Origin of the sequence: Comamonas sp. B-9, assembly GCF_000410635.1 — a bacterium.
Classification (GTDB): Bacteria; Pseudomonadota; Gammaproteobacteria; order Burkholderiales; family Burkholderiaceae_C; genus Comamonas.
The window spans coordinates 1-1,194 of record NZ_APCR01000580.1; the positions used below are offsets into that span (position 1 = coordinate 1).

Annotated in this window: 1 protein-coding gene; it reads right to left on the reverse strand. The window is 56.1% G+C overall.

The genetic code is table 11. From position 1 onward, the window contains the following. Window positions 1-185: 185 nt before the first annotated feature. The coding region (locus H928_RS31395) for a hypothetical protein (RefSeq protein ID WP_204366284.1) at window positions 186-1,194 on the reverse strand (1,009 nt) is incomplete at its 5' end.

Below are 1,194 nucleotides of genomic sequence, written 5' to 3' on the forward strand. Positions count from 1 at the left end.
ACTGGGGCTGGTCTTGAGCATGACGCGGTCATTTATTACGCCCCTCGTGTCGCCGACCTGCCGATAGTCCTGGACTAGGTTTGCGTGCACTGGCGTTGGGGCAAGACGGGTGAATTTGGAAGGAGCACGCCCCTGAATGAACCCCGGGAGTGGCTGAGGCGCTGTAGGAGTGGTCAAAAGAGCCATCAGCTTCTCCACGGACCCGTGATATCGATAAGGTAGCGACCATTCACCGTCGAGTTGGCATTACCAGTGGACACCGCAAGCAAGCGCCTTCCTGCCATGGATCCGGATCCGCTCAAAATATCACCGTCAGTCAAAATACTAGTTACACCAGACTGTGGAATAAATTGAATCCCGGGTATCACCATTCGAGGTGGTGCAGTAGCGTCGCCACTCTCCAATGCGAATATGCCGCTCGTCTTGATTTGCCCATCAACTCGACTCGGCGCAGCCCCCATGAAAGAGTCTCCACCAGAATAAGTAGCTCTCGTCCCTGTGAACGGCCGCACATCAATCATCACAGAGGACCCAAGACCCGTAATAGAGCGAGGGCTAAAAATCGCCCCAGTCCCCAGTGTGGAGAGAGCACTCGCATCAAACGCGCCAACTGCAAAGCTAGTGTTCGTCGCCGAACCAGCGGAACTAAGCACAGCGCCCCATGCATCACCGGACGTAGACAGCGAAATAGGATCACCAAAACCACGCGCGGGCGCTGCCATGACATCCCCAGTTGATGCACCCACATAGGGGGCAATACCATGCATGAAAAATTTGGAATCTCCAGCCATTTTCCAACGCACAGCAGTAGAGCCCGCCGTCATTGATTTGTGCCAATATCCACCACCTGACACTTGTCCTGCAGTTGGGAATGCACCTGTGCCGGTATCTACGTCCGTCATCGATTCATAGCCCACCACACGAGCCACCAGCGCAGCAGTATCGTCAATGCGCAAAAACATGCGGTTGCCGGTGAGATCCGAACTCCGGAACACGCTCACATTGGTTTTGGAGAAAACCTCCTCCCAGCCGCCCACCGGCGCATAGCGAACAGTGATGCTGCCAGCAATCGGGCCATTGGCTGCGGTGGTCGCAACTGTGATGCGGTCGCTGGCCGTAGTAAGCACACGTTCTTCGCCATTGAAGCCGGGCGTGGAGGCGCCTGCGAGCAGAACCACGCTGTGCTCTTCGAAG